General features: G+C 52.5%; 24 protein-coding genes. All 24 read right to left on the reverse strand.

Translation table 11 applies throughout. The features are described from left to right. Positions 1-8: 8 nt before the first annotated feature. A complete protein-coding gene (gene csrA, locus B0G52_RS22035; RefSeq protein ID WP_094047550.1) occupies positions 9-248 on the reverse strand; it encodes a carbon storage regulator CsrA in 240 nt (79 codons plus the stop codon). Between the two features lie 21 nt (positions 249-269). Continuing rightward, positions 270-695, reverse strand: coding sequence for a flagellar assembly protein FliW (fliW, locus tag B0G52_RS22040; RefSeq protein ID WP_158223819.1), 426 nt, complete (start codon positions 693-695; stop codon positions 270-272). Between the two features lie 69 nt (positions 696-764). Then, the gene (locus B0G52_RS22045; RefSeq protein ID WP_094047552.1) at positions 765-1,331 is read right to left on the reverse strand and encodes a DUF6470 family protein; all 567 of its coding nucleotides are present in this window, start codon (positions 1,329-1,331) and stop codon (positions 765-767) included. Positions 1,332-1,357: 26 nt separating this feature from the next. Beyond that, a complete protein-coding gene (gene flgL / locus B0G52_RS22050) occupies positions 1,358-2,281 on the reverse strand; it encodes a flagellar hook-associated protein FlgL (protein ID WP_094047553.1) in 924 nt (307 codons plus the stop codon). Between the two features lie 28 nt (positions 2,282-2,309). Further along, positions 2,310-3,869 carry a flagellar hook-associated protein FlgK gene (flgK, locus tag B0G52_RS22055; protein WP_094047642.1) on the reverse strand — a complete coding sequence of 520 codons (1,560 nt, stop codon included), beginning with the start codon at positions 3,867-3,869 and terminating at the stop codon, positions 2,310-2,312. 40 nt (positions 3,870-3,909) lie between these two features. After that, on the reverse strand, positions 3,910-4,413 hold the full coding sequence (locus B0G52_RS22060; protein ID WP_158223820.1) for a flagellar protein FlgN: 504 nt from the start codon (positions 4,411-4,413) through the stop codon (positions 3,910-3,912). Between the two features lie 33 nt (positions 4,414-4,446). Further along, complete coding sequence (flgM, locus tag B0G52_RS22065) at positions 4,447-4,713, reverse strand: flagellar biosynthesis anti-sigma factor FlgM (RefSeq protein ID WP_094047555.1); 267 nt, start codon at positions 4,711-4,713, stop codon at positions 4,447-4,449. 84 nt (positions 4,714-4,797) lie between these two features. Then, complete coding sequence (locus B0G52_RS22070; protein ID WP_094047556.1) at positions 4,798-5,217, reverse strand: TIGR03826 family flagellar region protein; 420 nt, start codon at positions 5,215-5,217, stop codon at positions 4,798-4,800. Positions 5,218-5,305: 88 nt separating this feature from the next. Further along, positions 5,306-6,493, reverse strand: a complete 1,188-nt coding sequence (locus B0G52_RS22075; RefSeq protein WP_094047557.1) for an acyltransferase — start codon at positions 6,491-6,493, stop codon at positions 5,306-5,308. Between the two features lie 116 nt (positions 6,494-6,609). After that, positions 6,610-7,374 (reverse strand): ComF family protein, encoded by a 765-nt coding sequence (locus B0G52_RS35335; RefSeq protein WP_143762615.1) that lies wholly within the window; start codon positions 7,372-7,374, stop codon positions 6,610-6,612. A 114-nt stretch (positions 7,375-7,488) separates the two neighbouring features. Beyond that, positions 7,489-9,555 carry an ATP-dependent helicase ComFA gene (locus B0G52_RS22085; RefSeq protein WP_233162921.1) on the reverse strand — a complete coding sequence of 689 codons (2,067 nt, stop codon included), beginning with the start codon at positions 9,553-9,555 and terminating at the stop codon, positions 7,489-7,491. A gap of 150 nt (positions 9,556-9,705) precedes the next feature. Continuing rightward, entirely contained in the window at positions 9,706-10,434 is a 729-nt protein-coding gene (locus tag B0G52_RS22090) for an RpnC/YadD family protein (RefSeq protein WP_143762616.1), read from the reverse strand. 254 nt (positions 10,435-10,688) lie between these two features. Continuing rightward, positions 10,689-11,108 carry a hypothetical protein gene (locus tag B0G52_RS22095; protein ID WP_094047560.1) on the reverse strand — a complete coding sequence of 140 codons (420 nt, stop codon included), beginning with the start codon at positions 11,106-11,108 and terminating at the stop codon, positions 10,689-10,691. Positions 11,109-11,325: 217 nt separating this feature from the next. Continuing rightward, positions 11,326-12,048 (reverse strand): response regulator, encoded by a 723-nt coding sequence (locus B0G52_RS22100; RefSeq protein WP_094047561.1) that lies wholly within the window; start codon positions 12,046-12,048, stop codon positions 11,326-11,328. Then, the gene (locus B0G52_RS22105; protein ID WP_094047562.1) at positions 12,038-13,216 is read right to left on the reverse strand and encodes a sensor histidine kinase; all 1,179 of its coding nucleotides are present in this window, start codon (positions 13,214-13,216) and stop codon (positions 12,038-12,040) included. Before B0G52_RS22105 ends, B0G52_RS22100 begins: the two co-directional genes overlap by 11 nt. Before the next feature lie 139 nt (positions 13,217-13,355). Next, positions 13,356-16,058, reverse strand: coding sequence for a stalk domain-containing protein (locus B0G52_RS22110; protein ID WP_094047563.1), 2,703 nt, complete (start codon positions 16,056-16,058; stop codon positions 13,356-13,358). 204 nt (positions 16,059-16,262) lie between these two features. Beyond that, positions 16,263-16,619 carry an MmcQ/YjbR family DNA-binding protein gene (locus B0G52_RS22115; protein WP_094047564.1) on the reverse strand — a complete coding sequence of 119 codons (357 nt, stop codon included), beginning with the start codon at positions 16,617-16,619 and terminating at the stop codon, positions 16,263-16,265. Between the two features lie 23 nt (positions 16,620-16,642). Then, complete coding sequence (locus B0G52_RS22120) at positions 16,643-20,713, reverse strand: Ig-like domain-containing protein (RefSeq protein ID WP_158223821.1); 4,071 nt, start codon at positions 20,711-20,713, stop codon at positions 16,643-16,645. An 84-nt stretch (positions 20,714-20,797) separates the two neighbouring features. Further along, on the reverse strand, positions 20,798-22,000 hold the full coding sequence (gene metK / locus B0G52_RS22125; protein ID WP_094047566.1) for a methionine adenosyltransferase: 1,203 nt from the start codon (positions 21,998-22,000) through the stop codon (positions 20,798-20,800). A gap of 144 nt (positions 22,001-22,144) precedes the next feature. Beyond that, positions 22,145-22,411, reverse strand: a complete 267-nt coding sequence (locus B0G52_RS22130) for an alpha/beta-type small acid-soluble spore protein (protein WP_094047567.1) — start codon at positions 22,409-22,411, stop codon at positions 22,145-22,147. 67 nt (positions 22,412-22,478) lie between these two features. Beyond that, positions 22,479-23,363 (reverse strand): dTDP-4-dehydrorhamnose reductase, encoded by an 885-nt coding sequence (gene rfbD / locus B0G52_RS22135; RefSeq protein ID WP_094047568.1) that lies wholly within the window; start codon positions 23,361-23,363, stop codon positions 22,479-22,481. Beyond that, a complete protein-coding gene (gene rfbB / locus B0G52_RS22140; RefSeq protein WP_094047569.1) occupies positions 23,360-24,340 on the reverse strand; it encodes a dTDP-glucose 4,6-dehydratase in 981 nt (326 codons plus the stop codon). The genes rfbD and rfbB overlap by 4 nt, the downstream gene beginning before the upstream one ends. A gap of 12 nt (positions 24,341-24,352) precedes the next feature. Continuing rightward, a complete protein-coding gene (rfbC, locus tag B0G52_RS22145) occupies positions 24,353-24,895 on the reverse strand; it encodes a dTDP-4-dehydrorhamnose 3,5-epimerase (protein ID WP_106359411.1) in 543 nt (180 codons plus the stop codon). A gap of 146 nt (positions 24,896-25,041) precedes the next feature. Continuing rightward, positions 25,042-25,536 carry a hypothetical protein gene (locus tag B0G52_RS22150; protein WP_094047644.1) on the reverse strand — a complete coding sequence of 165 codons (495 nt, stop codon included), beginning with the start codon at positions 25,534-25,536 and terminating at the stop codon, positions 25,042-25,044. Between the last annotated feature and the right edge of the window lie 9 nt (positions 25,537-25,545).

Consider the following 25,545-nt stretch of genomic DNA (forward strand, 5'->3'; position numbering starts at 1 on the left):
ATAGCCTTTTAGAAATTTTTGCTGATTTTTTTGAGTTCTTCGGAGAGAAAGCTCACATCCACCTTATTGGATACTGCATTTCGGTTCGATTCCTGCACGGAGTCTACTAGTTCCTTACGCAGGATCTGTATTTCCCTTGGAGCAGCGATTCCTAACTTTATTACATCGCCCTCTACTTCCAACACGGTGATTTCTATATTCTCCTGCAAAATAACCGATTGTCCTTTTTTACGGGAAAGCACAAGCATAGGAACACCTCCTTTATCTTTCTATCTTGGCTCGAAGAGTCGATGTCTTGCCGTATAAGACGTATTGGATAGAATGATCTGCTTACCCAAGCCAACGTTCGCATTCAAGATAACGGGAGCAACCAAATTTACGGTAGCCGAACTCAGACTCCCCCGCCAAGTTACGATAACGCGAATAATTAGAGACTGGCTGGAAACCAACTGCAGTTCCTTTATTGCGTGTTCCGGCAACTCAAATTCATATTCCTTAAAGAAAAAAAACGGATCAACGATAACGAAGCTCGTCTCCTCACTGTCCAGGCATTTTAATGTTCCAAACGGTTTGTTAGCCTCCTCTTCCGCCAGAACAAAACGCTTGCAGTGAGCAAAACCCGGGAGCCCCTCCTCAAAATTGTAAATCAATTTCTCATTCATTTGAGGTAATCCTGCTTCAGTTTGATTATGCATTTCCCGGCCTCCTAACCCTAAAATTAGAAAAGCCATAAGCGTATATCGCTTATAGCTTAATTTAAAAACTTATGCAATTATATTGATCTCGGGAGGCGTAATCGTGACTTTTGGGTATTGCTGCATGTACACGTTCACGTTCCCCCGTTCATAATGAATTTCCGGTCGATGAACTTGAGACTGAATCCTCACTTGGCCAACATCTACCTGCAGATTGATATCATTAGGCATATAGTGAAAATCAACATTTGCCAAGGAGGCAAATCCGAAGATTTGTAAATCAGGCGCCCCTTCGATAAAATCGCTTAAAGCAAGCTCGGGAATAGGATTATCGCGATTGGTAAGATCCCCCATCCGATTCCCCTTCTCGACAATATGCTGAATGTTCTGCTGAGCGACTTGTTTATATTGGGAGTATACACGGTTCCAGAAAGCTTCCGCCTTGCCACCAGTTAAAGCATCGTTAGTCAAAGATTGATCTATCTGAAGATCACCTGGACGATTAGTGGCAGAAATGACGGTTGGCGTCGATTGTACTTCCAGTTCCGGCTTCGGCCGACGAATTTGAAACTGTCCGAGTTCGGATTCAACACCAATCAATCCCCTTTGGGATTGAATCGATAAGAACGGTACCATGCCTCAAACCTCCTCACTCTCCAGACTTATCGCAAGAAGTCGACAAGCGATGGCGAGATGACTTTCGCTCCAACAGACAACGAAGCTTGATAGATGCTCTCGTTCACCTTCGAGCGGATAATCAAATCCTCAATATCTGCATCCTCGGTTTTGGACTGCAGCGTTTCAAGGTTCACATTCAGATCCTTTAACCGTTGCTCCATCAACTCCACCCGGTTGACGCGGGCACCAACCTCTGCTTGCTGTGTGAGAATTTTGTCCAGTCTGCTGTCCAACGCGGTTATCTGTCCGTTTACCCCTTCGTAGTTACCAGACTCCAAGTTAGCAACCATCTGATCAATGACATAGAACAAATTATCGTCCTCATTCTGCGGCGCCGTTACTCCTGGTGGCGGAAAACCAAACACATTGTTTCCTGTCAGATTTACCGTTAATTCAATGCCTGTATTGATTGCATAATTGAGGTTCCCAGTATCTGTTACAACATCCGTGGGTGAGGTTGCATTATCATAAGGAATTTTATCCGTGAATTGTCCATTAAACACATATTTACCTTTAAATTGACTATTCGCAATATCCACAAGCTGTTCCTTTAGTTGTTTCATTTCGCTTGCGATATTATCCAACGCCACTTGGGGATTGGTTCCATTCGCTCCCTTGACGGCCAACTCTTTAATTCGTTTTCCGATGTCTCCAACCTGAGTAAGCAAAGTATCGTTAAAATCCAGCCAGGAAGCCGCGGAATTGACATTCGTCTGATATTGCTCATTTAGAGACAAATCACTTCGATAGCGTAAGGAGTATGTAATGCCAACCGGATCATCAGACGGGCGATTGATCTTCATGCCCGTCGACAACTGCTCCTGAAGCCCCTGCATTTGGGAGAGGTTTTTGTTAATATTACGTAGGAGTTGACTTGTTATTGTCCCCTGCGTGACGCGTCCCAACATTTTATCTCACCCTTTCACTGTGAAAATGTTACCTGCCAACGGTTCCCATGCCATTAATTATTCTATCCAGAGTCTCATCAATTGTTGTCATGAAGCGTGCTGCCGCATTGTAGGCATGCTGGAACTTGACCATGTTGCTCATTTCTTCGTCAAGCGATACGCCGCTAACGGATTGGCGACGGGCGTCAACCTGGTCGACTACAATTTTTGCATTCGTCGTTTGACGATTGGCTTCTTCTGCCTCAACACCCAATTGACCGACAATCGAGCGGAAAAAGTCGTTTACGGAACCTTGCGCAGTTGCCGCACCGGTAGCAACCGAGGAGAAGTCGATCTTCATCTCGCTAAACTGACTAATCAGCATGGCCAGATCCTTGTTCCCTTTGACAACCGCCTCGGGAGTTCCCGAAGTTCTCATAGAAGAAGCAATGTAGCCTGCATCGGCAAGAATATCTGCGTTTAAAGTCACATTACCAGCCGTTATTGGCCCACCGTCTTTGGAGGCAAAGAAGGTACCTCCCGCTTGCGGAGGATCCATCATCGTATAGCCGAGTTGATGCAGACCGTTAAGACCTTTCACCGTAACAGTCAAAGGAGAGGTCAACGTACGAGCAGTCCCGGAGTAGGTAATATTGTTTAAGGTGATGCCGTCTGGCAAGACAGAACCTGCTGGAATTGTGACGGTAATATCTCCATTAGCCAGGCCGTTGACAAGCGTATTCAACTGCTGCTGATAGTTCGCGACATATTGGTCTCTGGAGATGATCATTCCGTGAACTTCGCCGCCGTTCAAATCTCCACCGGCAAAGCTCGCCAGCAGTCCTTCAGCAGTCACCGGAGTGTATTCCCCATTATCGACCAGCACGGCTCCGCCCATCATGACTTGATAGTTGCCATCGTTCGTTTCTACACTCGTCACGTTCACGACTTTGGATAGTTCATCCATCAGTAGATCCCTTTGATCTCGGAGATCGTTGGCATTATCCCCCAAGCCTTCGATCTTGCGAATCTGCAAATTCAAGCTTGATATTGTTTCAAGCGCAGTATTGATCTGATTGGCTTTCACGCCGATATTCTCGGTAATATCCGCGCTGAGTTCGTCCAATTGACGCGCTGTCTGATTAAAAGCATCCGTCACAGCCTTGGCCGTCTCGCGCACCAGTTTCCTCGCAGTAATATCCTCCGGGTTTTCGCTCAAGTCGTGCCACGACTTCCAGAAGTTATCCAATACGGCACGAAGCCCGGTATCGGAAGGCTCGTTTACGATCGTTTCGAGCTTTTGCAAGGTATCCGCTTGGATCGACCAGCTGCCGTGCGTCTTATTCTCGTTCCTGAACTGGGAGTCCAAGAATCCCTCACGGATTCGAGTTATCGAGCTAAACTCAACGCCGGTGCCGAGTTGTCCCGGGGTCGTAGAACTTGACATCCCAATGGCTTCCATCGGTCTCGAAGCCGTCATATTGACTACTTGTCTGGAGTAACCGGTCGTATTTGCGTTGGCGACGTTATGTCCGGTGGTTTGCAATGCGGCTTGTTGAGTGAACAGGCTTCGCTTAGCCGTCTCAATCGCATGGAACGTGGATCTTATCATGGAATATCTTCCCCATTTCGTCCCGAGTTAGTAGGAATCAGGCTTTCGAATCGAAAAAGCTGAGCTTGCTTTGCCCGTAAGCCGACTCGGTCGGTTTTTTATAAACATAATCTTGATCGTCGTAGGCGCTTGCCAGGAGATTCAAGGAAAAATCGTTAAATTCGATGGATTGCCGAGTGAGCTTCATGTTCAGCTCATTCAAAGCCCGAACACGCTCAACTGCGGCGCTAAGCTTATCTGCAAGCTCCGAGAGCTTCAACTTGTCTTCCGCATTCGTAATCATTCGAATCAAACTGGCCACCGTAGTCGAAGGAGTCGGGGTAAACCCGGCTTCTCTCAAGATCGCGTTAACGGCTTGCTGACGGCGCCCTTCAGCCTCGGCAATCAGTTTTATCAATCGCGCTTCCTTGGTCACCATCTCGTTTAACACATCGATATCGTTGGCAACCAAGGATTCTTTTTTCCGCTCAGCATACGCGCTCATCTGCTCGTGTTGCAACAGCAACGTTTCCAGAGCCTCGCACAGCGCATGAAAAGACATACTCATCACCTTCCGTCATCTTGATTGCACAGACTATTCCCGAACGAAAGGCAACAGCTTCTCGGCCAGTTTGCCGGAATCTACATGATAGGTTCCCGTAGCCACTTCTTTCTTAAGCGTCTCGATCCGCTGGGAACGGTTCGGATCCTCGGCACGTTGAGCCCCCAAGAGCTCCATAGCCTCCGCCGAAAACTGCACCTCGTCCTTCCGACGCTTGCCGGAAACCTGGTTGGCGCGAATATCCGATTGCTGTTGATAAGTGCGATAAGCACCGATACGCTGAGTATCATTTATTTTCATGACGATCACCTCAATAAATAAAAAAGACCGATAATATCTATCCCTATTATCGGTCAGCTCATATGAAATGTTTAGTCGTTGCGGTTAATTATCGCGATCGCGAAGACGATCGCCGATCTGGTATGTGCCCTTCTGCCGCTCATCGTCGGGATTATACCTCGGCCCCGTTTGTGAAGTGGCGTTCCTTACGTCCCGAGTTAAGCGCTTCTTGCAAGTCTCACACAGGTGCCCTTCGCGAATAAGCGTACCGCACGACTCGCACGGGTAGGACAAGTTAGGAGCATCCATCAACGAAATCCGGCCCTCGCGAACCCATCTCGTAATCTGCTTGATGCTGATCTCCGTCTCCTCGGACAGCTGCTGGATGTCCATGCCTCTATTCTTACGCAGATGCTCCGCGCATCGCTCGTAATCTTTTTCCAACTCTTGGTGACAACTGTTGCAGACCTCGCGGAAGCTTTTAGAGAACAGCTTGCCGCATTTCGGACAGTAGGTTAAATTCACGTAATCATCCCCCCATCTCCGACATCAATCGACTCTAATTGCCTAAATTATACTAGAAAAGACAAGCATCCGCCAGTTACTTCGTTTGTTACACGGATGCTGTCGGTTTAACCGCCGGCGTATCGGTACGTCTGGGCTCCGAATAAGCCGCTTTAAGCTGGTTCGGCACGCTGCCGAACAGCAGCCAGGACCATCCGGTCAGTCGGCTCAACGCGGTAACGGCAAGCCAGGAGATCGTCAGAGCAAGCAGGAAGCCGCCGGCATACCAGGCATGATGAACGAGCGTACTGCCGCCGGAGAGCGGAAATTGCCGATAGACGAGCAAGATCAGCGGATGCACCAGATACACTCCGAACGAAACGATTCCCAGATGACGCAGTCGTCCGACCCAGAAAGAAGTGTTCATTTTTCCGCCGATCAGGAAGGCAATCTGCATCAATACCAGAGGGGTGATCATCGTATAGAGGTCCCAAATTCCGTCGTACAGCGCATTGTGATACCTCGTCTGGTACATTCGCGCATTGTAGAACATCGTGACATAGGTGATGCCGGAGCCGAGCCATACCGCCCATAGAGCGATCCACGCGGCCACTTTCGTTTTCGTTATATTTTCTTTGGCGATGATCAGCCAGCCTTTAATTCGATCGAAGTAGATGCCCAGCCATGCCCCGAGAAAATAATGCCCGAAGTAAGACAAGGACCAGCTGCCCCGGTTCGTTACTTGCCAGTATTCGCGGTTGAGCAGGAAGAATGCCCACTGCAGCCCGACGCCGATCAATATCGCGGACGCCGCCAGCCATTTGTACTTTTTCATCAATAGCAATAACACCGGGAACAACACGTATAACTGGATGCTGATAAACACAAAATACAAATGTGTATAGGCCTGCCCCTGCGCCACTTTGCTCCAGAAGCTCGGCCACATCTGCGACAGTTCCCAGGCGAACCCGTTCTGATACCACCTCAACACGAAGTACAGCAGCGAGAACAGCAAATAAGGAACGACAATATACATCAACCGATTGCGATAAAATTTCTTGAACCGCTGAACCGTGAGCGGCTGAGGATAATAATTGTAGAACAGCACGAAGCTGCTGAGCAGAATGAACGAAGTCGTGCCGATTTTAGAAAAAATGTTCAAGAAATTATAAACCCCATAAAGGGATGTATGCTTCATATCTACCGTCGCGAACGAGGTGGAGTGCACCATGAGCACGCCCAGAATCGCGATGCCGCGTACGATGTCGATTTCGTTTAATTTAGCTCGACGTTCCATGTCTCCTCCTTTGGGACAGGCATTATTTCGATTGGTTTTACCCGAAGTCACCCTATCATAGCATAAGGCGAACGCCGTCGAAAAGCGAGTTTCTATGGAATCTCTCACGATTTCTGCTAGGAACGCGCCCAGAGCAGACCGTAGATTCGGCTCTCCGCATGCGGTTCGGAAGCCTGTCTGAGGACACGAGCGCACTCGTCGAGCGTGCTTCCGGTCGTATACACATCGTCCAACAAGATGATATTTCCGGAAAATAAAGCTGCTGAGACGGCTGCGAAATTGCCTCTCATGTCGACGACGCGGCTGCGACGGGTTTTGAGACTTTGTTTCTCGGTGTGACGGAGACGATGCAAAAGTGGGCGATAGGCCATACCATACCATTCGGACAATCGGCAGGCTAATCGCTCGGCTTGGTTAAAGCCTCGCTCTCTTAGCCTCTCAGGGGCCAGCGGAACGGCAGTGATGATAGGAAACGAAGCTTGGGAGGTCGCGGCCTGCAGACGCTCCAATGCGAATGCCAGCATGGCGGCCAAAATCGTCTCGACACCCTCGTTGCCCCGGTATTTGTAGAGGGCAAGCCAGTCCTTCATCGCATCGGTATAGCGAACCGCACAGCGACTGATGGCGTAGGATCGCTGCGTTCTTCGGATGCAATCCTCACACGATTCCGCCCGTCCGCAGACGCGGCAGACCGGATGCACGATCCAGGGAATCGCTTGTCGGCATAGACCGCATAAAGATGCCAGAGCCCGCTTCGGCGCCGGATGCCTGATCGGAATCGGCACAGCGGCAGCTGCACTCGCGCCCTGGCTCGCATCACGGCCGCAGATTGGACATTCGCGTTTTGTCGAGGCAAACCAAGAGCCAACATTCAATCGCATTCGTTAATCACTCCTATTTGGACGAGGTATGGGCTGGAAAAGTTACACTTTTCGACTTACGTGAGGGCGGGTCGGCTTTTAGAATGATACTCTCTGGGCAATGGTTCGGGCCGGCTAGTCGGCTTTCAAATAACCCTTTCGTCTTGCTGCGGCATTCATCGTCCGGATTTGCCGGATCGAGTTCCGTTGTGACCGTGTCCATTCCGGAGCGCCGTAATAGACGACTCCGAACGGGTCGTCTCCCGAGCGTCCCGCCCTTCCCGCCATCTGTACGAGCGAAGCCGCGTCGAACAACGAATTATGAGCGTCCAGAATGAACACGTCACTGCGAGGAATCGTGACCCCCCGCTCCAGAATCGTCGTTGTAACAAGGAGTTGGATGGTTCTATCGCGGAAAGCAACGACCTTTTCCCCTCGTTCTTCGTCCGGGGAAGAGGTTCCGGCGATGGCGTTCCCGGGTAGACCAAGATTCTTCGCCTGATTGCGGAGCAGCCGGACCATCGGTTCGACTTGCTTAACATAAGGCACGAACAGGAATACTTGGGCACCGCGGTCGACGGATCGGCGAATCGGTTGCAGCAGTCTTTGCGGGATTGTCTGTTTGGCGAGTACTTGATACACGGACGGCAGCTTCAGTCTGGCGGGAACCGGCAACGGATAGCGATGGTAGCGGACCGGAACTCTTGCATACGCCAGCCTCCCACGTGACGCCTCACGCTGCAATGCTGCCGGAGGCGTAGCGCTGAGGTAGACGGTTCGGCCATCGGGCTTTCCGCATTTGGCGGCGGCGTAATGGAGCATCGGGTCGTTATGATAAGGAAAAGCATCCAACTCATCGATAAGTACGAGGTCGAAAGCCCCTTGAAAACGGAGAAGCTGATGGGTAGTCGCCAGCGTAAGTTCCCCTTCCCTCCAACGATCCGGACTCCCTCCGTACAGAACGGCAATATTTCGGTCCGGGAACGCTTTGGCCAATCTTGGCGCCAACTCCAGCACAACGTCCCGTCTCGGCGTCGCCACCAGCGCTCTGCCTCCTCTTGAGAGCACCGAATCAAGCAGGGGAAAAATCATCTCCGTCTTGCCCGCTCCCGTAACCGCCCAGAGTAAAAATGATCGGCCCTTGGAAGCCCGCGGAGCTTCTAGGAAGGCGAGGGCTTGAGCAGCAGCGTCGCTCTGCGCAGGGCTGAGCCCCCAGCGCTTGATGAGGTGCTGACGGATGTTTTTTGAGTGGGAAGGTACGCTAGCTGTTCGAATAACAGGTGCAGGACTAGCCGTTGGAATAGAAGTTGGGAACGGTGCTGTGGCAGTTTGTCTACGTGTTGGGAGCAATGGCGCTTCAGCGGGCACAGGTACCGAGAGCGCAGCACCGGCGGTCGGCAAGCCGATGACCAGCAACTCGCATTCGCGGCTGCGCCCCATCGTCAAGCAAGCCTCGCAATACGCGCAGGCTTGCCTCCCGCACGCGGCGCAATCCGTGCGCCGCAGCTTATCCGCGCTGCCGCAGCGCCGGCAGCGCAACACCTGGGCGCGGCCGCCCGCCCCGCGCCCCCGCAACAGCCGAGCGCGCCGCAGCGCCCGCTCGGCCCAACCCCGCAGCCCCGCCGACGCGGGGGCTGCAACTGCATCGGGGGCCACTGCAGCCGTCAGCTGCACGGCCCCCAAGAGCGCCGCGAGCTGCAGCGCAGCAAACGCGGAGACGCCCGAGCTGCCCGGCAGCTCGGCGTCCAACAGCTGCTGCGCTTCCTCGCGGAGCAGCGAACGGCCGGCCAAACGCGCGGCCGCCCTTCCTGCCGCTTCGAGCAGGCGCGGCTCCGCCGCCGCCCCCTCTCTCAGCTTAATTCTCTCCATCTCGCCCGCATACCCGGCCGATCTCGCATGATATACCAGTCGCTCCGCCCAGCCGCCATGCACGAATTGTTTCTCCTCGGCCCCTCGCCAGGCTCTCTCCCTATCACCCGATTCTTCTTTCAAGCCTTTGCCCGCAGGAGATCGCGTCTCACTCGCCCATTCCTCCTCTAACATTCGGCACATCCGTTCTCCCTCGCCCAGAGGAATCTCCTCGCGCAGACGAACAATCTCACTCGCTCTGTCATTCCAATATTTCCGATCCGTCTCCCAGTCGATCGAGATCAGCGCCTTCTGCCCGCGCGCAGCCCGTACAGCATATAAAACAACCTTCATCCAACTCCCCTCCTCCAGTTCGAATACTGATCCTTCCATCTTCCCCACGTTAGCGTCGTCTCTCCCCATTCCAACAACACAAAAAAACACACCCCAGCCTATACGGCGATTCGAGGTGTGCTTCACCTTGATTTATCTGGATATAACCAACTAATGAACCGATTCCTTAAGCTTGTTAATCTTGTCGGCAGACAATCCGGTCACTTCTCCCACCATGGCCGGATCAAGTCCCTTGGCCAGCATTTTTGCAGCAATTTCCTCTTTGCTTTTCAACACACCTTCTTCTCTCCCCTGTTTTAAGCCTTTCTCCAAACCCATCTTCTCCCAGGACGTCATCCATTCCATCATCGCAACCTCCTCTTTCAGGTTAGTTCGATCTATTTTCTTGAGCAACTGCTCGTTCTCAGAAGTCGTTAATTGTAGATAAGTTTCGAAAAAAACGGTCAGCAGCTTCATCCGGGCAGGATCCAACCGCAGACGAGTCACCATGCGAAGAAATTCAAACTTTACCGCAACCCGTTGCTTTTTATTATATCCCATACTGCTCAAAAGCGCAGCAGCCACGGGGTTATCGGTCCGAACGAATCGGCGCCAGCCTTTCTTGCGCAACTGGAGCGAATAATATCGGAAATTCATCACCTTCAAGAACGGGAAAGACCAGCCGAACCGATTCGGCTCTTTCTCCTGCCGTGTGTGGCTGAAAACCGCAATCGGAAGAATCCGACGACGGTACTTCTCGTACAGCTTGCTGGAGTACAGGAACATCCTTTCAGGGAAATCCTCTTGATAGTAGGACTGCGGTTCCAGATGGATAATAATCAGTGTTTTGTCTTCCTGTCGCTCCCTATTTCCCCCCTCCTCCAACAACATCGTCTCCACGGCTAAATCGACCCGTTCCGTCGTTCCCCCGACCAGATCGGAGAATATCGTGATCTACATTCATCCCCTCGCTCCTCCCCCACCACCGACCAACAAAACAGAAAAGCCGCCCATTCCCCATCCGGAGAAAGAGCGGCGTGTGCTTCACGGCCGAGCCTGATTTATTTTCTAATATCGTATCATGTATTTCCTCAACATGCAACGCATCTCCAGCTTCTCTCTCTACTCCCCAGTCTCTCTCTTTCTCACACTTTCTATAAAGGCAACCGCCGAACATCCTCCTGACGAGCCAACTCAACCCACACAACGCGCGACTCCGCAGCAGCGATCGATCCGATCGACTCTTCTCCCCGACCACACTCTCTATGCCCGCTGCTCTCGGAACAATCCCGCCTCATCCACTCGATGCCCGAATCCTTACGAGCCATACGCTCCAAAATCGGCTCCGTCTCATCCGTAGACCGATCAAGCACGACCGTTATTCCGATCTCCGTTCCCGTCCTTCTCGAAAAAAGCTGAATCGCCCGGATATACCCTTCTATCTGCATTTGATGATTTCCCGCGACCAGCACGTAATGGCGGCGCCCCCCGCCAGAGCTTCGACGAATGATCCAGCGCGCGAATGCCGCGGCGGCAACGTATAAACCGACGATCCATAACAGCTCGGGAAGCATGGCGTCTCCTCCTTTGCCATGAAGGTGAGCGACGGCCGACCCGACGCCGGATATCCGCTCCAGCCCATTTACCGTCTACTCGTTCCACAATATATGCCGCCGGTCCATCGAGGGTTCCGCACTGGGCAAACTCGCTCGCTGACATGCCTCCCACCCCACAAAAAAAAACCGCGATCCCCAAGCCCTAAGCCGGAAACCGCGATTCGCTTATTATGTATTACAAAGTCACCCAGCCATACTTGATCGAATTGATGACGGCCTGCGTGCGGTCGTCCACTTCCATCTTCTGCAGAATGCTGCTGACGTGGTTTTTGACCGTTTTCTCGCTGATGAACAGGTTCTCCCCGATCGTCTTGTTGCTCTTGCCCTCGGCCATAAGCCGGAGCACCTCTGCCTCGCGGCGAGTGAGCGGGTTGTTCCCGCGCGGGATGAACTTCGTCACCGTCTCCCGGCTGGCAGCTGCCCCCGAAGTGGCGCCGATCTCGTCGAGATACGTCATGCGGCGAAGCTGATTGATCAGCTTGCCCGTTACTTTCGGATGTATGTAAGCATGTCCTTCCGCGACTGTGCGGATGGCGTTAACCAGCGACTCCGCTTCCATGTCCTTGAGCAGATACCCCGTCGCGCCCTTGCGCAGGGTCTCGAACACGTAGCTCTCGTCGTCGTGAATCGAGAGGATAATGACCTTAATCTCCGGAAAAATATCGCGCAACCTCTCGGTCGCCACCACGCCGTTCTCGATCGGCATATTAATGTCGAGCAGTACGACGTCCGGCTTCTCCCGGTTGCAGAACTCCAGCACCTGAATTCCGTCGCCGCACTCTCCGATAACCTCCAGATCGCTCTCCATGTTCAGAATCCGCTTCAATCCTTCGCGGAAGAGCTGATGATCGTCGGCTAGGAGCACTTTAATCGTACGTGCCGCTGTCTTATTCTCCATGCGCGATTAACTCCTTTCTTGAATCCGCTTTTATGGGAACATTGATCTTGATTACCGTGCCTTGGCCGATCGTCGATTCGATCTCCATCTTGCCTTGCAGCAAATCCACGCGCTCCTTCATCCCGATCAAGCCGAAATGGGAATGCGATTTGGAACGGGCCTCCACGATATCCGGATGGAACCCGACTCCATTATCTTGTATGAACATCCGGACGGTGTCGTCCAGAAAGATCAGCTCAAGCGAGACGAACGTCGACTGCGCATGCTTCAGCGCGTTGTTGAAGCCTTCCTGCACGAGCCGGAACATGGCCGCTTCCATCGCGTTCGGCAACCTTTTCTCCTTGCCCGACGTCTCAAATACAGAACGAATTCTCGTCTTCTCCTCGAAGTCCTGCACGAACTTGCGAAGCGTCGGCACCAGACCGAGATCATCCAAAGCCATCGGACGAAGGTTGAAAATGATTTTCCGTATTTCCTCCAACCCGATCCGGATTTGCGACTTCAGATCGATCAGTTCGCTGCGCACGAGTTCAAGATCGTTCGTGTCCAGCATCCGCTCGGCAATTTCCGTTCTTAGAACGAGATTCGCCAGCGACTGGGCCGGTCCGTCGTGAATTTCTCTAGCAATTCGCTTGCGCTCATCTTCCTGGGCCAGAATGATCTTGAGACCGATCATCTGACGATTTTTCGCCGATTCCAGTATTCGCGTAACCTGGGTCAAGTCCCCTGACAAATAGTCAAGCACGACACTCATCTGCAGGCTGATCGTATCCGCGCGTTCGATAGACAACTCTACGCCCTTCACTCTCATCTGCAGCTCGTCTCTCCGGGCTTTCAGATAGCTTTCCTTTTCCCGGTAGACCATCAAGTCGAGCTGGAGCTGCGTCGCCTTCTCGTATGCCGATTTGATGTCCTGCTCGGAGTACCGGACGAAATCCCGGCTCACTTCCGTGAGCCGGATTCTCGCCAGCCGGTAATCCCGTTCTATGCGATCTACCTTGTCTATCGTATCCGACGTCTCCTGCAGAACGGTCTCCAACTCGTGCGTGAGGGAGAGCAGCTCCCGACGGGCAGCCTCGCAGATTTCGAACACTTGGACCTTGCTGTCTTCCATGACGGAAATCGCATTCTGGATGACGCGGTCTATCTGGTCTACATGATAATCCACGCTAATTACTCCCCTACTCGAAGACGCCGTCTAAAATCATCTTCTATCAGACTACAGCCGATCTCACTTGCTAGCAATGTTTACATCATACCATATTTTGAAGTCTCATCGAGAGAGGAATAGGACTTTCGGTCTAAAATTAACGAATTGTAATCGTTTGAGTTTTGTTCTCCCAATCTACTTTCTGCCCGAGCTGCTCGGATACGAGACGAACCGGAACATAGACGCTGCCCTTGATCAGCAGGGGGGCCGCCGGCATCGCCTGGCGTACTCCGTTTACCGTCATCGTGTCCTTGCCGACCCACAGCTCCAGCATTTTGTCCCCGCGCAGCACCGTTACTCTCTTATCCGCATTGTTCCAAACTACCTGAGCCCCAAGCGTATCTCCGACAAAGCGGAGCGGCAAATAGTTCGTGTTCGTTCCTTTCTGGATAAAAGGAGCCCCCGGAAGCGTCACTTGCTTCCCGTCGACCGTAGCCTGCTTCTTCCCGACTGTCATGACGATCGTCGGCTTGGAGACTTCAATTTGTCCCGGAGGATATTGGAGCACGAGATTGTCGAAGGCTATCTGGCCCAGCATCGAGCGCTCGTCCTGATCATTCTCCTGATTGACGAGATACAGCTTGGTCAGCTTGGCTTCGCCCTTCAGTCCCGCTTGAGCCAGGTCGAAGCGGATATTTTTCCAGCCGGTCCAATCTACTTTATCGGCGATCGTGGCGTAAGCCGGCTTGCCGTCACCATTAATGAACTCGGCCCTCAGCCAGTGCATGCCGCCGTCGCCCAGCACGTCGATCGAGATGGCGCTCGGAGAGCCTTTGATCGCGATGCCTTTGCCGTCGTTCAGAACGGCGTTGGCGTACCTCTTGCCCGCTCCGACCGTAAAGTCGTAGTCCATCGCCAGCACCTTCGACGTCTCGCGTCCGGTGATCCCGGTGACGATCGCTGCCGATCCGGCCGTCTCGACAGGGGTACCAGAGAAGCCTACGTTGTAAGCCGCCTTCTCGAAGTCCTCCAGCAGCTGCTCCGTTCCCGGCGCCAGCACGGCTACCGCTCCGAAGCCGTCATACCGCGCGATGGCGTAACCCGCGGCCACGTTGTTCTGCACCTTGTTCACCGTCAGCTTGCCGTCTTGCGCCGTTGCCGTGAATCCGCGGAACTCCCACGTCACGGACGACGCCGGTACGGACAACAACCGCCCGTCCGTCAACTGCGCTTTCACCGGAACGTTGATCACCGCTCCCGGCTTCAGCAGCGTCGAGCTCGGCTCGACGATCAGCTTGGCGACCTGCGCTTCGCCGACGATCTCCAGCTTCAGAGAATCGCTTGCGCTTCCCGATTTCACGCTGACCGTAGCCGATCCGGCTTTCGCGGCTTGGAACGTGCCGTTGGCGAACGAACCCAACTGCTTGTCGATGCTCCAGGCCGGCGTCAGGCCGTTCGGATCAATCGGATTGTAATACGTATCGTACGCTTTGAGGGAGTAGTTCGCCTGCTGCCCGATGAACAGCGTTTCCGGTCCGCTGGCCACGATGCCTTTCAACGAGCCTTGCGGTGCGGTGGTATAGACGCCGATCCCGTTCGTCACCAGACGCTGCGTCGTCCCGAAAGAAGTCGGATGAGTGAGCTGCGTTTGGAAATCCCCCAACGGCCGCGTCACCATCGTCGTCGAGCCGCCCCCGTCGAGATTGACGGCTTTCCAGACGCCGAGTTCCTTGAGCATCTGCTGCAGTTCTTTCAGCGTGACGCCTTTGCGGCCTCCGTTCTCTTCGACAGTAAGCAAGTATGCCGTAGAACCGTCCTTGGAAAAGCCTACGGCCGTACGGGCGCGATCCGCATACCCGCTTAGTCCATTGACGTCTCTCGTGAAGGAGGCAGGCGCCCCCTGGTCCATCAGCAGCGTATGTCCGCTCACCATCATCTGGAAGTCGGACGGGTTGTAGACCTTGCCTGCGGCCGTCGTCAGAGAGTAGTCCGCGTTAATCCGCTCCCCGACCGCCAGATTGGCGACGAAGTTGCCGGAATCCTTGCCGTAGTGGCCCCGCAGCACAAATCCGTTCTCGGGAATCGGAGTCGAGATCGCTCCTCTTACGGCAACCTCGGTCACGACACCGTCCACGATCAGCGCCTCGTTCGGCGTAGCCGCGCTGTTCGCCGGCCGCTCCGCAGCAGTCCAGGCGCTCGTATACATGTACAGCGCGTTAACATGGCTGTAAGCTTTGTCCGGCTCCGTGCGATAAGCCGACTTGTTCAACCCCGCCAGCGGGTAAGAGACTCCTTTGTCCACCGCCGTTACCGTACCGGTAAACACGAAATTTTCGATAATTGGCTGGCGATCCTTCGTCACCCCGAACGCATACATTCCCTGCAGTTGCTCTGTGCTGACAAGGAGCTGTCCCGAAGTAATCTGTGCGCCCATCGGCACGCCTTCCGTGCCGCTTGCCGTGCGGAACACGTCTCCGTTAATGCCCGCAACTGCGCCCGTTTCTTTCGTCATTGCGCCAACCGACTGCTTCGCGGTCACGCTTCCCTTCGGCCCTCCCATCGCATTGAGCTGAACGTACGGATTTTTGAGGTCCACTTGCAGAACGTGCAAGACTTCGGTCGGAATCGAAGTGTCGGACGGGATCCAGGCGTAGGTCAATTGACGAACTCCGGAAGTTACGATCGTTTCATTTTGCTTGAAGAGCTTATAGGTGACCGCGGACTGCTGCGTCGCGGCGACGGCGTGGGGAACGGAGATGAATCCCGTGCTGACGGGACCGGTGAACACCAACACTCCTGCGAGAAAAGGCAACACGAATCTGGAACGCTTCTGTCGGGCTTGTGAAGTGAATAATCGCATGTACTTCTGTTCTCCTGTAAGTCTATTGGATTTTGGGAGAAGTCCCGCTCCGGCGCCTCGTTGGCAGACGTTGCTAGCAAACTTCCTATTATCCCTACTCTATTAGACTCATTAAGAGGCCAAAAGTTACACTCCGGATCCGTTATCTTGAAATTTTATATAGGGAAAAAGAAAGAACGACGATCGCTCGCCGCTCTTTCTCTCTTAATCCGGAATCTCGTCCCTCTCTCGCTTAGGCAGCTTACTCCTCACGAGTTGATAGGATTGCTCCAGCATCGCGAACACTTCATCTTCCGGCACCGTTCCGTCCAGGACGACCGTGTTCCAATGCTTCTTGTTCATATGGTATCCCGGCAGCACCGCCTCAGGATATTGCTGCCTAAGCAGCCATGCCTCTTCCGGATCCGCCTTCAGGTTAATGCTCTCCCGATCCCCCGTATGCCCGAGCAGCGCGAACATCTTGCTCCCAACGAACAGCACGGGCAGATCCGGATCGAAAGGATAGCGGAGGGTTGTTCCGGGTTTGGCCAACCCTGCCTCGGCAATTCGAGAGTGATTCATCGAAAACCTTCTCTCAATCGTTCTTAGGAATCAATAAATTCTACGAACTCCAACAACCTTTTAATCATAACGACAGCTTCCGCCCGGGTCGCATTGCTCTTCGGCTTCATCGTGGTAGGCGTCACTCCCCCGATAATGCCAGCCTGCACGCTGATCGACACGCCGTCTCTCGCCCAACTGCTGATGCTTCCCCTGTCGTTGAAGCGGTTCAGGTTGGAGCTGTCGGCGGACTGTTGAACTCCGGCGACAGCCATGGCCCGTACCATCATCGTTGCCATCTCTTCGCGCGTAATCGGCGCATTCGGCCTGAACTTGCCGTCCGTTCCTCCTTGGACGATTCCTGCTGCGCTCGCTGCCCCGATGTATGCGGCAGATGCGCCGGAGCCCGGCACGTCCGAGAACTTGCCCGCAGCCGAACGATCGCCGCTCAAGCCTAATCCCCGAACGATATACTGCGCAAAATCCGCTCTGGTAATGTTAGCTTTCGGAGAGAATGTCGTTGGCGTAGTCCCGTCCACGATAAACTTCGAAGCAAGTAACGATACGTCCCCATTTGCCCAATGCGTTCTCATATCGGCATACTGCATCGTTTTGCGAACTACCGCATACTTGCTGTTGCCCTTACGCATGAAATTCACATACAACGAGGTCCCATTATTCGTAACCGTAGTCGGCACATAGCTGATCTTGCCTGTTGCAGGATCGAGATATACGACGGCCAAGTTATCAAGCGATCCAGCGGATGCAGGAATTACAAATGAACGCGTTACGTACCTATCGTAGTTAGTAATCGGATATTCTCTTCCGCCGAATAGAATCGACGCGGTAAAATCTGCAGGAGCAGCCACTCTCTGTGCGCCCTGACCGGCAAGCGCCGCAATGAACGAAGTATCCGATACCTTCTCGATGCTTAACAGCAGAGCGGCATCGCTCGAATTATTGCCTCCGATTTGCTGCAGTTGTTTCGTAAAGTTGATCGCATTTAACGGCAGGTTAAACTGTACATCTCCAAAATCGAGCAGGAACTCCGCATTGGATACGTTTGTCGCCGAAGAGATCAGCGATTGAATCGGAAGACTCACGAGCGCTCCCGCCTCCGTCGCGGGGATACGAACCGATACCCGCGGAACGGTAACGCCGCTATTCGACTTAATCAAAGCATAGGAGGCCGCCAGCTTATTTGCATCCACCACATAACGTTTTGCGGCTTTTCCGGATGGAGTAACCGCCGCTGTTGCCGTTACCGCCTTGCCGACGACCAGCCTGACAGCTCCCGCTCCGTCGGATTCCAGATAATCCGGCAAGTTGGCGATCGGCGTACCCGTTTGCGCGCCTACCGTAATATTATTAAGCGCGGCAACGATTCGATCAAGCGTATCCCTTAACGGGTTCCCCGACGTAATGTAGCTCACCGTCACCGTTTGACCTGCGCCAACTGCAGACGACAAATTCACAACGACTTGAGTTCCGGCCACAGATACGCCGGTCACAGGAATCGTTGCCCCGTCATATTTGACCGTATACTGCGAAGCATACGGGGCCGTATTCGGATTCAGCGGAGCAGAGTAGACCAGCGTCAACTGGTTATTCAAGATACTGGACGACGCCAACTGAGCGACATCGCTGGAACCTGAAGTAAAGTTGTAGCCCACGATCGCCGGAGCAATATTGCCGGACAGATCCAGGATCGCCGGCGAACTTTGGTAATAATACAACAAGACAGGAACATTAGACGAGACGCTCTGAGACAACGTCAGCTCAACCGTATTATTCGCTACCGCGACCTTCGTCACAGTCGGCGGGGTTACCCCCGTAGTAACTACTGAAAACGCAGTGGTTGGCGGAACGCTATTCGGATTCAGCCCTTCGTTATAAGTCATGACAATCTTAGTGCCGTTTAAGACGGCCGATTGCAACTGCGGCGGCTCGTTGTCGTATTGATTTCTAACATAATAATCCGTAAACGCCGGAACCATGCTTCCGCTTGGATCACGAAGCGGGTAAGAGCCCGGAGCATACGATACCGATACTGGCAACGAACTGGTCGATGCGGAATTCAAAGTCATCGTCAAGAAGTTACCGCTCAAAAACGCGGAGTTAATCCCAATGACGTTGCCGTTCTGTTTCACGGTAAACTGGCTCTGAATCTGGGTTTGAAACTGCGGAGCCACTTCCGCCAGAGCTTTATTGAACGTCAAAGTTAATGAACTTCCATAGAAATACCCGTTCTCTGGCTTGGGCAGGGTGGAATCCGTCGAATTCGTTATAAGCAGATTATTGAAAGCAGCGACTTCTATGCCACTTGTATTCTGCAATCTTCTGGCAACAACCGTATCCGGATAATAGGAAAGCCTGACGTTTTGGCCAACCAGCACACTGCTTTGCAAAGTCAAACGAACCTCGTTGCCGCTTACGGATACACCCGTCACTGCTCTTGCAGCATCATTGACGGTAGCGTAGAAATTGCTTGCGTTTGGCGTCTTTGTCGAATCCAAGTTCTCGCTGAACTTTAAAACGATGGATGTTCCATTAATCGACGAACTGCTAACGACGGGGACGCTGTTCGTTCCTGTCTGGAAGGACCATTGGTACGGATTCGTTATGCCCCCGAAAAAGTTACCCGATGTATCCTGGATGACGTTGGCCGGAACGGTCACCGAGTATAGAGTCGAATTGCTCAGCTTTGTAGTCCCCGTCAGCTTCAGAATAACCTTCTGGTTATTCGACGGATCAATCGACATCGTCAAATCTCTCTTGCTCGATTGCGCGTTTTGCGGGAAGATTTGCGCCGTCGCCCCCGAGGCCAACGGCCCTAGCGGCTCGTTAAAGGTCAAACTAAGCTCGTTTAAGGAAGTACTGAGCGCAGTCGCCGACACAGTCGGGAAATAAGCGCTGATCGCTGGAGGCGTAGAGTCCTTAAGAACTTTGAACTTCCAAGTTACGGCGTCCAAATAGTTTCCGCTTGCATCCCGGTAAACGTCGGATCCGATCTGTACGGTGTAGTCCGTGTTGTTAACGAATTTGGGACACGATGCCCCGGCAAGATTAAGAACGGCGTTGGTACTGCCCGTATTTGCGACGGTTGCAATGGCGGGCACTGTACAGACCAGCGCACCGCTCGAAGTTGTAAGAATGACGCTTCGGTTAGTGTTGGCAAAGACGGGTTCATCGAATTCGAACGAGATTTGTGTGGCATTCACATCCGCCAGAACCCCGCTATTGGCTGGATTAAAGGTTTTGATTTTCGGTTTGGTTGTATCGAGTGCGGACTTGGTTTTGAACGTCCACCCGCCGGACGACTGTATTCCGGAATACGCCCCGTTTAGCGGATCAACGAGCGCCCCGGAGTCGATCAGGACATAATAGGACTTCCCATATTCCAATCCCTTAAGGGCCAGGTTGACTCTCCAATTCGCCCCAACCTGGGCAACTGTCACGTCCGTTGCCTGAATGCTAACCGAATGCACCGTAACATTATCCGAAGCTCTTTTAACCTGAATATAACCAGAGCCTTTCACGACTTTTCTTACAAATTCAAAGGAAAGGTTGCCCGGATTCACCGGATCCAACGTCTCAAATCCATTCGCAGGCACGAAGTTCATGGCAACCGGAACGAGTTGTTCCGCCCGGAAGCTCCAAGCAGTCCCTACGAATGATGCGTTATTAGAATAGTTGCGAACCGCATCAGAAGGCACGATAACCGAATAACGTGCTCCTGACGTTAAGGCTGTAGTTGGCGTAATGACAATGGACTTATTTTGAGTATCCAACTGAACGACAGGAGGAGTAGTTGCTGAAATATCATACTGCTCTACGAGCGTTCCGCTATCGGCATCGCGAAGCTCGATCATCCCCGCTCCCCGGACAATCTCCTCATCAAATGTAAGCATCAGATTGGTCGTCGTGACAGCAGCCGTTGCGCCATTGCTCGGAGTCATAGCGACAACTACCGGCCCACTGGGGGCTGCTTCGGCAACCGGGAAAGCAAAAGTTTGTAAAAGTAGCGCAACTGTTAAAATAAGAGATAGAGTGCGAATTCGTTGCAACCGAATGACCTCCCGAAAATGAACATACTTACCTATTTCTTCGGCCAAAATGCAGCACATCATTAGTTTTCGACATAAAAAAGCGCATTGTCCCGATTTCCGGTACAATGCGCTTCTGTATTTTCAATAACTTTACACCAAAGCCCCTTGCTTCAAAGCCTCTACGCGATCCAGACGCTCCCAAGGAAGATCGACGTCCGTGCGGCCAAAGTGACCGTATGCAGCTGTCTGGCGGTAGATCGGGCGACGCAGATCCAGCATCTTGATGATCCCCGCAGGGCGAAGATCGAAGTTACTCTTGATCAGTTCGACCAATTTCTCCTCATCTACTTTGCCTGTGCCGTAAGTGTCGACATTAATCGATACCGGGCTCGCTACTCCAATTGCGTAAGCAAGCTGAATTTCGCATTTGTCGGCGAGGCCGGCAGCAACGATGTTCTTAGCCACGTAGCGAGCTGCGTAAGCCGCGGAACGGTCGACTTTAGTCGGATCCTTGCCGGAGAAAGCGCCGCCGCCATGGCGAGCATAACCGCCGTACGTGTCGACGATAATTTTACGCCCTGTCAGACCGGCATCCCCTTGAGGTCCGCCAATTACGAAACGGCCCGTCGGGTTGATGAAAAACTTCGTCTCGTCATCCAACCACTCAGCCGGAACCTCTGGATAAATGACGTGTTCGCGAATATCCTTCTGGATTTGCTCCAGCGTAATGTCTTCGGAATGCTGCGTGGATACGACAATCGTGTCTACGCGCACCGGCTTGCCATCATCGTACTGTACCGTAACCTGAGTTTTGCCGTCCGGGCGGAGATACGCGAGCTTGCCGTTCTTGCGCACTTCCGACAAACGACGGGACAGACGGTGGGCCAATGCGATTGGTAATGGCATCAGCTCAGGCGTCTCGTTCGTAGCAAATCCGAACATGAGGCCCTGATCACCGGCGCCAATGTCTTCGTTTTCTTGCTGCACGTCCTTCCCATCACGGGATTCGAGCGCAGCGTTAACACCTTGGGCGATATCCGCGGATTGTTCGTTCAGAGAAGTCAGAACCGCGCAGGTGCTGGAATCAAACCCGTATTTCGCGCGAGTATACCCGATTTCCTTAATCGTGCGGCGTGCAATGGAAGAGATATCGATAAAATCGGCTCTGCTGCTGATTTCACCGATCACGAGTACAAGTCCTGTAGCTACGGATACTTCACACGCTACGCGAGCATAAGGATCAGCTTCCAAGAAAGCATCCAATACCGCGTCGGAAATCTGATCGCAAATCTTATCCGGATGGCCTTCCGTGACCGATTCAGACGTGAAGAGATGCCGGCCCTTAATCGCCAAAGTCTCCAACCTCCACATATAAAAATCAACCTTTCCCAATTGGAAAAGGCTGTTAAAGTTAACCTTCGATTTATAATGATACCGGAATTGTCGAGGGGTGTCAACGGACAGCAGCCCCGTCATGCCAGCAGCTTCAGCCTTATTTTATAGGAGCGTTTGTTGCGCTTGCTGAATAAGGCGTTTCGTAATTCCGCCGCCCAGAGATCCCGCTTCCCTCGAGGATAAGTCGCCAAGATAAGCTTGCCCGAATGCGGCCGCTCCTATGCTCCCCAGTTCCCCCGCGAATTCCGTATCGAAGCCTTCCGCATGCTGCCCGATTTGTACGCCGAGCTCGGATGCAATTTCGTACTTCATCTGATTAATCGCGTTCGCGCATTCCGGTACGACAAGCTTGTTGCTCCTTCTGGCCATGATCGATTCCTCCTTGAAGTTGATGCCGTTATTATGGCTCGGCTTCTCCTCTTCAAGGCGTATTACATTATGGTTTGCCGGGGAAAATGTAGGAGTCGGCATGCTGCGACAAATATTCGCGCAAAGCATCACGCCATGGCCTAAGCGGAGTGAATCCTGCTTCGATTAGAGCCGTTTGGCCGAGCACCGAAAAGGTTGGACGGGGCGCCGGCCTCGGAAATTGCTCCGTGGAGCATGGATGAACGACGATCGATTCCTCTCCCGCTTCTTCGAAGATGGCTTTGGCAAATTCATACCACGAACAACTTCCACTGTTGGAAGCATGATACACGCCATATTTTTCGGATCGAACCAAATCGGCAATAAATAGGGCTAAATCATAAGTGTAGGTCGGCGATCCAATCTGATCATCCACAACCGTTATCTCTTTTTTGCTTGTCGCAAGCTTCAGCATCGTATGCACGAAATTGGAGCCATATTTTCCATACACCCAAGACGTTCGAACAATAAAACATTTCGAGGAAAACTCGCTCGCTTTCCGCTCGCCTTCCAGCTTGGTGACTCCGTAGACCGATTGCGGGGAGGTCGGATGGTTTTCCGCATAGGGCATGTTTCCTTTTCCATCGAACACATAATCCGTGCTGATATAGCAGAACTTAGCTCCAACAGCCTCTGCTGCCTTTGCCACGTTACATGTTCCCTCGACATTAATCGCCCAGGCCGCTTCCGGTTCGGACTCAGCCTTGTCGACAGCCGTATAAGCCGCTGCATGAACGACGATGTCCGGCTTTAGCGACCTGAATACCTTCTCACAGCTTTCAAAGTCTGTAATGTCCAACTCGGATCGATTTTTCCCGATGATTTCGATATCGCCAACGTTCATATGAACGAGCTCTAGCCCGAGTTGACCCCCTGCACCGGTCACCAGAAGGATCTGTCTTTGATTGCTCATTGTCGATAAGCTCCGGAAGCGATTCTTTCCAGCCACTCTCCATGCTGCAGATACCATTCGATCGTTTTCTTGATGCCGGATTCGTAATCATATTGAGGCTGCCAACCAAGTTCTCGGCGAATTTTGGAGGCATCTATCGCATATCTTCTGTCATGTCCCAGGCGATCTTCGACAAAGCCAATTAACGAATCCGGTTTCCCCAGTTCCTTCAAAATCGTACTCACGACCTGAAGATTTGTCCTCTCGTTATTGCCGCCGATATTGTACACTTCACCCTTTTTCCCGTTGTGCAAAACCAGATCGATCGCACGGCAATGATCCTCCACGTACAACCAATCCCTTACGTTTAAACCATCTCCGTACACTGGAAGAGGTTCATCCCTTAGCGCTTTGGTTATCATGAGTGGAATTAGCTTTTCCGGAAATTGATATGGCCCGTAATTGTTGGAGCAACGCGTAATATTGACGTGCATTCCGTACGTTTCGTGATAGGCACGAACGAGCAGATCCGCCCCGGCCTTGCTGGCCGAGTAGGGACTATTGGGGGCTAACGGCGTCTCTTCGGAAAATAGTCCGACGTCTCCAAGCGTACCGTAAACTTCATCCGTCGAAATTTGCACGAACCTTGGAACATTGTACTTTCTCGCTAGATCGAGTAGAACTTGCGTTCCTGTAACATTCGTTCTCACAAATAAACCCGGATGGGCAATGCTTCGATCCACATGCGATTCCGCGGCGAAATTGATGATCGCATCGAAGCCTTCACCGACGATCGTCTCCATCTTTACTGCATCGGAGATGTCTGCTTGTATGAACCGATAGTTCGACCATTCCATTATTCCCTGCAAGTTATCCGGATTTCCTGCATAGGTGAGCAGATCGACATTGACTAGCTGATAATCTTCATGCTGATTTCGCATATAATGAACGAAATTACTGCCGATAAATCCGGCACCGCCCGTAACAAACAATCTCATGCTGAACCACCCTTAAACCTTAAAATTATACTCTGCTTGCGCTAAAACCGGATGCCCCGCATCTTTGTCCGAGAGAATAGGATTACTCGTTGGCCACACAATCCCAATCGCCGGATCATTCCAGAGAATTCCTCTATCATGCTCCTTGGAATATGGCCGATCCACCTTGTACTGCACCTCGGTATTTGGAACCAACGTACAGAACCCATGAGCAAAACCAGCCGGAACAAACAATTGCAGCTTGTTCTCCGCCGACAACTCGAAGCCTTCCCACTGGCCGAAAGTAGGTGAACCTTGGCGGATGTCCACTACGACATCATAGATTGCCCCCGCCGTCACACGAACTAGCTTGCTCTGAGCCTGTGGATGAAGCTGATAATGCAGCCCACGAATCACTCCAGCTTCCTTCGACAACGAATGGTTGTCTTGAACGAAGGACTCCGGCAGACCGATCTTCGTATAACGATTCGCTTGATAGCTCTCTAGAAAATAACCGCGGGAATCCTCGAACACGGTCGGTTCGATTAATTTAACGCCTGCAAGCTTTCCCTCCATGACTTTCACTCGATCACCCGTATTCGATAGTTGCCGTAATACGGCATTCTACAGGGTATTCAGTGAGGCCTTCTCGGTCATGGGCTTGAAGGCATAAAAAACTGCCGTCCCTAAGGATCGGCAGTCGGCATATGAAGGTATAATAGCTATTGCAGAAGCTTGTACTCGCCCCGAACGAGGACGATCAGCCCTTTCGCTTGTTTAGGATCTGCCTCGACTCCTCTTTCCCCTCTCGGGTTAAGAATGAGATGATTATTGCCTACCGCCTTGCCCGGCTTAATGTCCGTACCGTCCGTCAAATCCGACAAACCGTTGGCATCCGAGCTGTAAGCGATCGCTTTCCCCGAACGTACGATCATCTCGCCGCCGTCTCCCACGATGAGCTTCGATCCCCAGGGTACCGTAACGACTTCAAGCGCAGTAGATCCCCCACCGCCGGTCGATCCGATTTTCTCCAGTTCCTGCTTCACTAACTTCTCAACAGCAGCATCCACATAAGCTTTCGTCACCAACGGATCGTCCACCGAACCCGGCGTAGAACCCCCATCCGCTTCGACCGTCGACATTATGCTAATCGTTCCAATTATAATCGCCAGTAACGCCGTCGCTGCCCAGATCGTCCACTTCTTTGTCTTTGGCAAGTTCATCTC

This window comes from Cohnella sp. SGD-V74 (assembly GCF_003001675.1).
Classification (GTDB): domain Bacteria; phylum Bacillota; class Bacilli; order Paenibacillales; family Paenibacillaceae; genus Cohnella.

Bases quoted from the DNA above. Each gene is read 5' to 3' on its own strand.
- flgM (WP_094047555.1), bottom strand. From the start codon at position 4,713: ATGAAAATAAATGATACTCAGCGTATCGGTGCTTATCGCACTTATCAA.
- B0G52_RS22100 (WP_094047561.1), bottom strand. From the start codon at position 12,048: ATGGAGAATAAGACAGCGGCACGTACGATTAAAGTGCTCCTAGCCGAC.
- B0G52_RS22075 (WP_094047557.1), bottom strand. From the start codon at position 6,493: ATGGAACGTCGAGCTAAATTAAACGAAATCGACATCGTACGCGGCATC.
- B0G52_RS22060 (WP_158223820.1), bottom strand. From the start codon at position 4,413: ATGTCTTTTCATGCGCTGTGCGAGGCTCTGGAAACGTTGCTGTTGCAA.
- flgL (WP_094047553.1), bottom strand. From the start codon at position 2,281: ATGTTGGGACGCGTCACGCAGGGGACAATAACAAGTCAACTCCTACGT.
- fliW (WP_158223819.1), bottom strand. From the start codon at position 695: ATGCATAATCAAACTGAAGCAGGATTACCTCAAATGAATGAGAAATTG.
- B0G52_RS22115 (WP_094047564.1), bottom strand. From the start codon at position 16,619: ATGAATCACTCTCGAATTGCCGAGGCAGGGTTGGCCAAACCCGGAACA.
- rfbC (WP_106359411.1), bottom strand. From the start codon at position 24,895: ATGGAGGGAAAGCTTGCAGGCGTTAAATTAATCGAACCGACCGTGTTC.
- rfbD (WP_094047568.1), bottom strand. From the start codon at position 23,363: ATGAGCAATCAAAGACAGATCCTTCTGGTGACCGGTGCAGGGGGTCAA.
- B0G52_RS22130 (WP_094047567.1), bottom strand. From the start codon at position 22,411: ATGGCCAGAAGGAGCAACAAGCTTGTCGTACCGGAATGCGCGAACGCG.
- B0G52_RS22110 (WP_094047563.1), bottom strand. From the start codon at position 16,058: ATGCGATTATTCACTTCACAAGCCCGACAGAAGCGTTCCAGATTCGTG.
- B0G52_RS22095 (WP_094047560.1), bottom strand. From the start codon at position 11,108: ATGCTTCCCGAGCTGTTATGGATCGTCGGTTTATACGTTGCCGCCGCG.
- B0G52_RS22045 (WP_094047552.1), bottom strand. From the start codon at position 1,331: ATGGTACCGTTCTTATCGATTCAATCCCAAAGGGGATTGATTGGTGTT.
- B0G52_RS35335 (WP_143762615.1), bottom strand. From the start codon at position 7,374: ATGCGATTGAATGTTGGCTCTTGGTTTGCCTCGACAAAACGCGAATGT.
- rfbB (WP_094047569.1), bottom strand. From the start codon at position 24,340: ATGAGATTGTTTGTTACGGGCGGTGCCGGATTTATCGGCAGTAATTTC.
- csrA (WP_094047550.1), bottom strand. From the start codon at position 248: ATGCTTGTGCTTTCCCGTAAAAAAGGACAATCGGTTATTTTGCAGGAG.
- B0G52_RS22085 (WP_233162921.1), bottom strand. From the start codon at position 9,555: ATGAAGGTTGTTTTATATGCTGTACGGGCTGCGCGCGGGCAGAAGGCG.